6 protein-coding genes are annotated in these 7,544 nt (G+C 60.9%); 1 reads left to right on the top strand and 5 read right to left on the bottom strand.

Annotation, left to right across the window (positions count from 1 at the left end; genetic code table 11):
• Positions 1–76 precede the first annotated feature (76 nt).
• Positions 77–898: a trypsin-like serine peptidase gene (locus tag SSPSH_RS18300; RefSeq protein WP_084623393.1), complete on the bottom strand. Its 822-nt coding sequence runs from the start codon at positions 896–898 to the stop codon at positions 77–79.
• Positions 899–909: 11 nt separating this feature from the next.
• Complete coding sequence (gene lipA / locus SSPSH_RS03265) at positions 910–1,905, bottom strand: lipoyl synthase (protein WP_006914036.1); 996 nt, start codon at positions 1,903–1,905, stop codon at positions 910–912.
• Between the two features lie 262 nt (positions 1,906–2,167).
• On the opposite strand from lipA, the gene SSPSH_RS03260 reads away from it, so the two are divergent.
• Entirely contained in the window at positions 2,168–3,232 is a 1,065-nt protein-coding gene (locus SSPSH_RS03260; RefSeq protein ID WP_006914037.1) for a DUF5924 family protein, read from the top strand.
• Positions 3,233–3,272: 40 nt separating this feature from the next.
• Here SSPSH_RS03260 and SSPSH_RS03255 read toward each other — a convergent pair whose 3' ends face one another.
• Genes SSPSH_RS03255 through SSPSH_RS03245 form a run of 3 tightly spaced genes read right to left on the bottom strand, consistent with a single transcriptional unit; the run spans position 3,273 to position 7,509 of the window.
• Positions 3,273–4,412, bottom strand: coding sequence for a vWA domain-containing protein (locus tag SSPSH_RS03255; RefSeq protein WP_006914038.1), 1,140 nt, complete (start codon positions 4,410–4,412; stop codon positions 3,273–3,275).
• Positions 4,409–5,302, bottom strand: coding sequence for an AAA family ATPase (locus SSPSH_RS03250; protein WP_006914039.1), 894 nt, complete (start codon positions 5,300–5,302; stop codon positions 4,409–4,411). Before SSPSH_RS03250 ends, SSPSH_RS03255 begins: the two co-directional genes overlap by 4 nt.
• The gene (locus SSPSH_RS03245; RefSeq protein ID WP_021031358.1) at positions 5,299–7,509 is read right to left on the bottom strand and encodes an acetyl-CoA hydrolase/transferase C-terminal domain-containing protein; all 2,211 of its coding nucleotides are present in this window, start codon (positions 7,507–7,509) and stop codon (positions 5,299–5,301) included. The genes SSPSH_RS03250 and SSPSH_RS03245 overlap by 4 nt, the downstream gene beginning before the upstream one ends.
• Positions 7,510–7,544: the final 35 nt, after the last annotated feature.

Here is a 7,544-nt window from a genome sequence, read left to right as displayed (position 1 = left end):
CTACCCATGTGAAACGGCAACACGCCCTAGTAATGAATATAAAAAAACCCCGGCAAAGCCCGGGTTTTTTTATAAACTAGCGAAGCGGATTCAGAGTGAGCTTGACTAACGCCTCGCCGTAATCATCTAAATAAACAGCGTCATGATTCGCGACTCGAACAGTGCCAGCTCTAGCGAGATCGATGAACCGTACGCCATCTACATTCGAGTTAAATATCGGCCAGATTGACGAACCATAACTAATACCGGGAATCCCTCCACCGGCCACTACGCCGCAAACCTGATTGTTTCCATTGAATATAGGCCCGCCACTCATCCCACTAGGGAAATCACCTAGAACTTCGAAGCAAGGGAAGTAATACATTCCACGATCGCGCCGAGGGAAAAACTCTTCACCTACCTGAGCCCTAACGATACTTTTATTACTTCCGTACAAGAAAAGATCGGGCTCATCGGTAGAGTACATTTCCGCCTTCGCAAAGCCGTACGCAGTAATCGTTTCACCCGCTTCCGGCGGAAAAACATTCAATTCAACATGCCAGTTGCGCGGCGATTTTTCTGACCCTTCGTTTGAGACAACCGGTGATAATTTAAGAACACTTATATCTATCGGTCTGTCGTCGTCTCCACGGTCGGAATGCGTGGGCGCAAAGTAGGCGGTTTCGACGTACCAGCATCTTGCATCCTGCAACCCTGCCACTTGCTCGAACGCCACAAGACTGAATCCTGGCTCTACGAAAGAAATACGGGCATCAAAAGGATTAGTCACAACATGCGTCGCGGTCAGAGCTAAATGCTGACCGATAAAGAACGCTGTGCCGCATGGGAAGAACTCGCCATCGCGATACGCGGCGAGCGCCAATATAACGTCAGCTACCGTTCCTCGCTTAGCAATCAAAGCGTGTCGAGCTACGCGGTCTGATCCAGCCCAGCGTTGTTCTTGTCGAACACCCGATCCGCGCGATAGGAACTGCGTACGAGCGGCCCGGAGACCACTTCCAGGAAACCGCGGGCCAGGCCCCATTGCCGATACTTGGCAAAGTCGGCCGGCGGCACATAGCGTTCGACCGGCAGATGGTTCACCGTCGGGCGCAGATACTGGCCGAAGGTGACGATATCGACACCGATCGCGGCCAGATCATCCAGGGTCTGGGCAATTTCGTCTTCGGTCTCGCCCAGACCCAGCATCACGCTGGTCTTGGTCAACACATTCGGATTGTGCTTCTTGGCATGTTCAAGCACATCCAGCGTCTGACGATAGCCGGCCCGCGCATCGCGTACCACATGCGTCAGACGTTCGACCGTTTCCACGTTCTGCGCGAACACTTCCAGCCCGGAGTCGACGACCTTGTCGACATATTCCGGTACGCCACGAAAATCGGGCGCCAAAGCTTCCACACGCACGTTCGGTGTACGCGCCTTGATCGCCTTCACGCAATCGGCATAGTGCTGCGCGCCGCCATCGGGCAGGTCATCCCGATCCACCGACGTGAGCACGATATAGTTCAGGCCCATGATCTCGACCGAATCGGCACAGTGTTCGGGCTCCTGGGAATCCAGCCAGCCGCGGGGGTTGCCGGTATCCACCGCACAGAAGCGACAGGCGCGGGTACAGGTATCGCCCATGATCATGATGGTGGCCGTGCCGTGGCTCCAGCACTCGCCGATGTTCGGGCACATCGATTCTTCACACACCGTAGCCAGCTTGTGCTCGCGCACATTCTTCTTGACGGCCTGATAGGTATCGCCCGTGGGCAGGCGCGCACGCAGCCAGTCCGGCTTGCGTCCGATCGGTACGGCTGCGGCGTTCTTGTTCGCCTTCATGCCGTTCTTGATCGCCCGCGTGCCGTTGGGCTTCTGAACCTTGCTGCCCGTGACTACGGGAATGCCTTTGAAATCGCTCATGACGTCTTCGACCGTCGTTCGTACTGTGTCGCTGACCCGACGCAATCATAACACCGCGGCCGGGCAAACCACGGTTACGTGGTTCAACCCTACGGTGCGGGCGCCGATAACGGTTGCAAGGCCACCCGGACGATATCCCTGTCTAACGTTCGTGAGTCAGCCGGCATACAGCAACGGCGCTGCTATGATCGCGCCGCTGCGATCCGTGCGCCGGATCACAGCCCTTGTTCTTCGAATTCTTCGAACCTTGTAAGCGAGCACCGTGGCCAGCGAAACAGTCGCCAACGACGCCCCCGACGAAAGCCCGGTCGAACGGTATTTTTCACGACTTCTCAACAGCCGTGCGGGCCGTGTCGCCTTTCGTTATCGCCGCCTGTTGCCCGTTGCCTCGTTCGCCATGGGTGCCGCCAGTTTCTTTCTGGTCGAACGCCAGGCCGCGCTCGCCCAATGGGTCACCGCCCTCATGCTGCTTGGCTGGCTGGCGCTACTGTTCGAAGGTTTGCTGTGCCGCCTGCTCGCGCGCTATTTCGGCGAACGCATTCCCCAGGCCGCGGTGCGTTTCGCGGCTCAGTGCCTGCATCAGGAAACCCTGTTCTTCGTGCTCCCGTTCTTTCTGGCGACCACGACATGGCTGAGCGGCCAGGCTTTGTTTACAGGGCTTCTGATCGTAGCGGCGGCGGCCTCGACGGTGGACCCGATCTATCTGCATGGTATTGCCGGGCGACGCTGGCTGTTTCTCGGCTTTCACGGCTTCACACTATTCGTCGCACTTCTGACCGCCGGCCCGATCATGCTGTCGCTGACCACGGGCGAAAGTGTGGCGATTGCCTCGGTCGCCATGGGAGTCTGTGCCTTGCCAAGCTTCAACGACGCCGTTCAGGCGCGCCAATGGTGGCGTTGGCTACTGCTGGCCGCGCTTTCTGTCGCCCTGGGCGGCATCGCCTGGTTCGGACGTTTCTGGATTCCGCCGGCGACGCTGCGCGCCACCGATATGGCGATTACGCTGCAAGTGAATATCGACAGCCGCAAGCCCGGCGACGACCGTTCCACTTTCACGGCTGACGAACTCGCCAGCGATGGCCTGTATGCCTTCACTTCCATCGCTGCACCGCGCGGACTTCAACAGCAAGTGCTGCACGTCTGGTCGCACGATGGCAAGGTCGTCGATCGCATTCCTCTGGAAATCACCGGCGGCGGCCCGGAAAACGGCTATCGCGCCTGGAGCCACAAGCTCGCCCTCGGCGACGACCCGACCGGACGCTGGCGGGTGACTGTCATTACCGATGATGGACAGCTGATCGGGGCGCGGCGGTTTACGGTCGAATAAATAACTCTGAGCCAAACCATGACGGGTCGGACCCGAACTGCTAAATAACCCGCTCCCGCGATAACCGCTCGACCAGCGCCTCAAGCCCGGCAAGATTTCGCGCTGGCGCACATAAATCGACATGCGGCGATTCATGCTGTGCCCCCAACGCGGTGCTGAAAAAACGCGGATGCCCCATGAGCGGATCGAGCCAGATCAGCGCGCGACAACGGCCTCGCAAGCGCTTGAGCACGGCCTGGAGCCGTTCGGGCTTATCGCTATCCCAGCCATCAGACACGATCATCACCACCGTATTACGATCCAACTGATGATCGCCAAAGCGATGCATGAAGGTTTCCAACGCGCGGGCGATACGCGTACCGCCCGCCCAGTCTTCAACGGTACCGGGCAGACGCGCCAGCCCGGCTTCAATTGATCCGGCGCGAGCGAGCGTATCGGTGACCCGCGATAGCTCGGTGCTGAACACATAGCTTTCCACCGATCGGAACACAAACGCGAAGGCATGGATGAAGCACAGGAAAAACCGGCTGTAGGCATCCATCGAGTAGCTGACATCGGCGAACACCACCAACCGAGGTCGCTCGCGCGGGCGATAACGGCGGCGGAACTCGAACACCTCGCCGCCGCGGGCGATCGCGCTGCGTAGACTACGTCGCAAATCGATGGCGCCATGCGAGCGCGCGCGCCAACGCCGGGCCGCGTGGCGAGCCAGCTGACGGCCAAGGCTGCGAATCAAACGTTCCATGGCGGCGCGCTCGTGGACGTCGATGGCCGCCAGGTCCGCCTGCATGACGTGGCGCGTCGTACTCGCGCCGGTGCGTGCATCGTCGTCTTGCGCCACGGCTGCCGTCGTCGCCCTGGCCGGCGCGGGCTCGGATTCGCCGACGCCACGCGCGGCCTTTGTGCCGTCTTCGTCGTTTTCGGCGTCAACCTGTTCAGCGGGCTCGACGGCCCGTTCATTGAAGAACATCGCAAACACCGCGTCGAAGCGCGCGCGATCGGCCGGCGTCTTGGCTAGACAGGCACGCAACAGCCGGGCGAAATCAGCGCGCCGCAGCATCGGCATACTGGCAAGCGCGTTCAGCGCATCGGCGCTTTCGGATGGGCTGACCGTTACCCCGGCATGCCGCAGTTCGTCGACGAAGGCGGCCACGACACGCGCGAGCGACCAGTCGTTCATCGCGCGCTGCGATAGTCTTCCAGACGGGCGCGCATGGCTTCGATATCGGCCGGATCCTTGAATAGCGCGCCCAGCGTGGTGGAGAGACGCGCATCGTCCAGATCGGCCACGCCGATTTCGATGAGCGCCGCCGCCCAGTCCAGCGTTTCGGACAGACCCGGTGTCTTGGCCAGATCCTGACTGCGGGCCCAGGCCAGAAAGTCAGCGATCGTATCGGCCAGGCGGCTATCGACCCCGGGCAACCGGCGTTCGAGTACGGCCCGCTCCTTGGCGCGGTCCGGATAGTCGATCCATAGATAGAGACAGCGTCGCCGTGTGGCCTCGGCGAGTGCACGGGTGCGGTTGCCGGTTATCACGACGAGCGGCGGTGTGTCGGCTCGCACTGTGCCGTATTCCGGAATGCTGATCTGCCAGTCCGACAGAATTTCGAGCAGAAAACTCTCGAAGGCTTCATCGGCACGGTCGAGCTCGTCGATAAGCAACACCGGCGGCGGGCTGTGACGCAGCGCTGCCAGCAATGGCCGTTCGAGCAGAAAGCTGTCGGAATAGAGACTATCGCGCAGCCTTTCGGTCGAGGCGCCGGCCGCCTCCTGCATACGAATTTCGAGCAGCTGACGCGGATAATCCCACTCATAGAGTGCCTGGGCCGCATCGAGGCCTTCATAGCACTGCAAACGAATCAGCCGCGTATCGACCGCGGCGGCCAAGGCTTTCGCGATCTCAGTCTTGCCAACGCCCGCCGGGCCTTCCACCAGCAGCGGCTTGTGCAATGCCATGGCCAGATAAAGCGTCATGCACAGCTCGGCGTCGCTAACATAGCCCTGAGCGGCAAGCGCGGCGTCGAGCGCCTCGGTGCTTTCGAAGCGCTTGGGCGAGACGGTCGCGCTCATGAATCGGCGGGATTGTCTTCGCCGGGCGCCTCGTCGCTATCGATCACGCCGTCGTTGATCAACGCGAATGCGACGACACGGGCATAGAGCGATTCGCGCAGGCTGCGCGGGCGTTGCAGATCCATGCGCTCGAGATAGGGTTCGGCGCTGGCGGGCAGCGTGGCCAGGCGCGATGCGTGACGGGCAAGGCTCGATAAGGTCTTGCCGTGCGAACCGCCCTGTAGCTTCTTGAGTGACGCGATGAGCGTCCGCTCGATTTCGGTGAAATCGCTGCCGTAGGGATAGGCTTCGAACCGACCCTTTTCTTTTTCCGGCGCCAACAGCCGGCGCAGATTGTCGGGCGTATTGTTACGCGCATGCGCGGGCACTTGATAATCGCGACGCAGCTTGCCCGCGGACACTGCGGCACTACGCAGTTCATCCTGGAAGCGCGCATCCGCGATTTCGATCATCGCCATGGCGACTTCTTCGTCGGTCTTGCCACGTAGATCAGCCACGCCGTATTCGGTGACCACGATATCGCGCAGATGGCGTGGGATCGTGGTGTGCGCATAGTGGGAAACGACGTTGGACTCCGGCCCGTCAGAGGACTGGCGCACCGCCCGTACGCAGATGATCGAGCGTCCGCCTTCGAGCGCATGCGCCTGGGATACGAAGTTGTACTGCCCGCCCACACCCGAAATGACCTGCCCGTTCTCGAGCCCGTCAGACGCGATTGCGCCGGCCAAGGTGGCCTTGATCGCGGTATTCACGAAACGCGAGTCGCGGCGCTGGACCCGACGCAGGGCTTCGTTGCCATAGAGCTCGTTGATCTCGCCGACGCTGGTCATATGGAACAGATCGCGCTCGTCGTCGCCAAGATCGTGCAGCGACTGGTAGAAACTGTTCGGCCCGAGGAAAAAACCACCGTGCACCAGCGTCGCCCCTTTGAGACGATCGCCGAGACAGCGCGACACGATCGCAGCGCGGGCATCGTCGTCGTCCAGGTCAGCGGCAATCGGCTCGCCGCCGTCGCCGGCGTCGAGTTTGCGATCGCGGTAGCCCACGGCGTCGTTAAACACGCCGATATGCTTAAGGCGCGCCACGTCGTCTGCGTCGAGCTGGGCCCGGATCGCACCGGTGTCGCGCAATGCCGAAAGCGTGTGGGCGTCCACACGCTCGCCGATCGTGCCGGCATCCAGCAGGCGCTGGATATCGATATCGTCATAGACCGGCCGCGAGATCACGCCGGATCGATACATCTGGATATAGGCATCGACGAGCATTTCGGTACAGCCATAAAGGCCGCGCTCGAAGACATCCTTACCGCCAATCGCTTCCACGAGCGCACGCTCGGAGGCACTCCGGTTAAGCCGTTCAATCAGCCCGCGATAATCTTGATTGTGGTTATGCCGCAGATCACAGCAGTAGGCGATCGCATCGGAGAGCGAGCCAATACCGATCTGTAACGTGCCCCCATCAGCCAGCAGGCTCGATACACGCAGCCCGATCGCATAGTCGGCCTCCGCGACCGGCATGGCCGGTGCGCCGAATGGCTTGAACGTAGCCGCGTCACCTTCGAATACGGCATCGACCAGCGATACGTCGACCAGCGCGCTACGCGTCATCATCGGCATGCGTTTGTTGAGCTGGCCGACCACCCAGATCGGCTCGCTACGTTCGCGCATGCCCTCGACCACGGGCATGAGATCGAGCGTGACGTCGGTATTGCTGGATAACGAAAACTGGCTGTCGTCCGGCCCCGGTGCGCCCATCTGCATGAGCACGTTCACGCCGGCGTTGATGAGGTCGCGCGCCACGTGGGTGTAGTTGACCGATCGATAGTGGCGCTGGGCGTCTTCGTTTCCTAGCATCGCCCCTGGCTGAAAGAAGAATTCCGAAATCGTGATGTTGTCGGGGACCGTGCCGGCATTCAGATCACGAACGTAGTCCAGGCCCGGATAATCCTCGAAAACGCGCTCGACGATCGGGTCCATGATGCGGCGTTCGAGTTCGCTGTTTGCCTGCGGCACATCCAGCGAGAGCGCCGTCAGAATCTGCAAGTTGATCTCGGGATTGGCCTTGGCGCGCGCATAAAGCGCGTTGAGCAGCGTCGCCGGTTTGCCCAGGCCCAGCGGCGCACCGACATGAATATCGTGGCCGACGGTTTCGATCAGCCAGTCGATCGTGGCCTCGGCATCGGTGAATCGTTGCGGTCGATCGCTCATCAACTGCTCCTCGCCAGTGAAATCGTACGGTGGTT

This window comes from Salinisphaera shabanensis E1L3A, from assembly GCF_000215955.2.
GTDB classification, from domain to species: Bacteria; Pseudomonadota; Gammaproteobacteria; order Nevskiales; family Salinisphaeraceae; genus Salinisphaera; species Salinisphaera shabanensis.
Note: the sequence above shows the minus strand (reverse complement) of the source record. Positions and strands in the feature narration are given on the sequence as shown.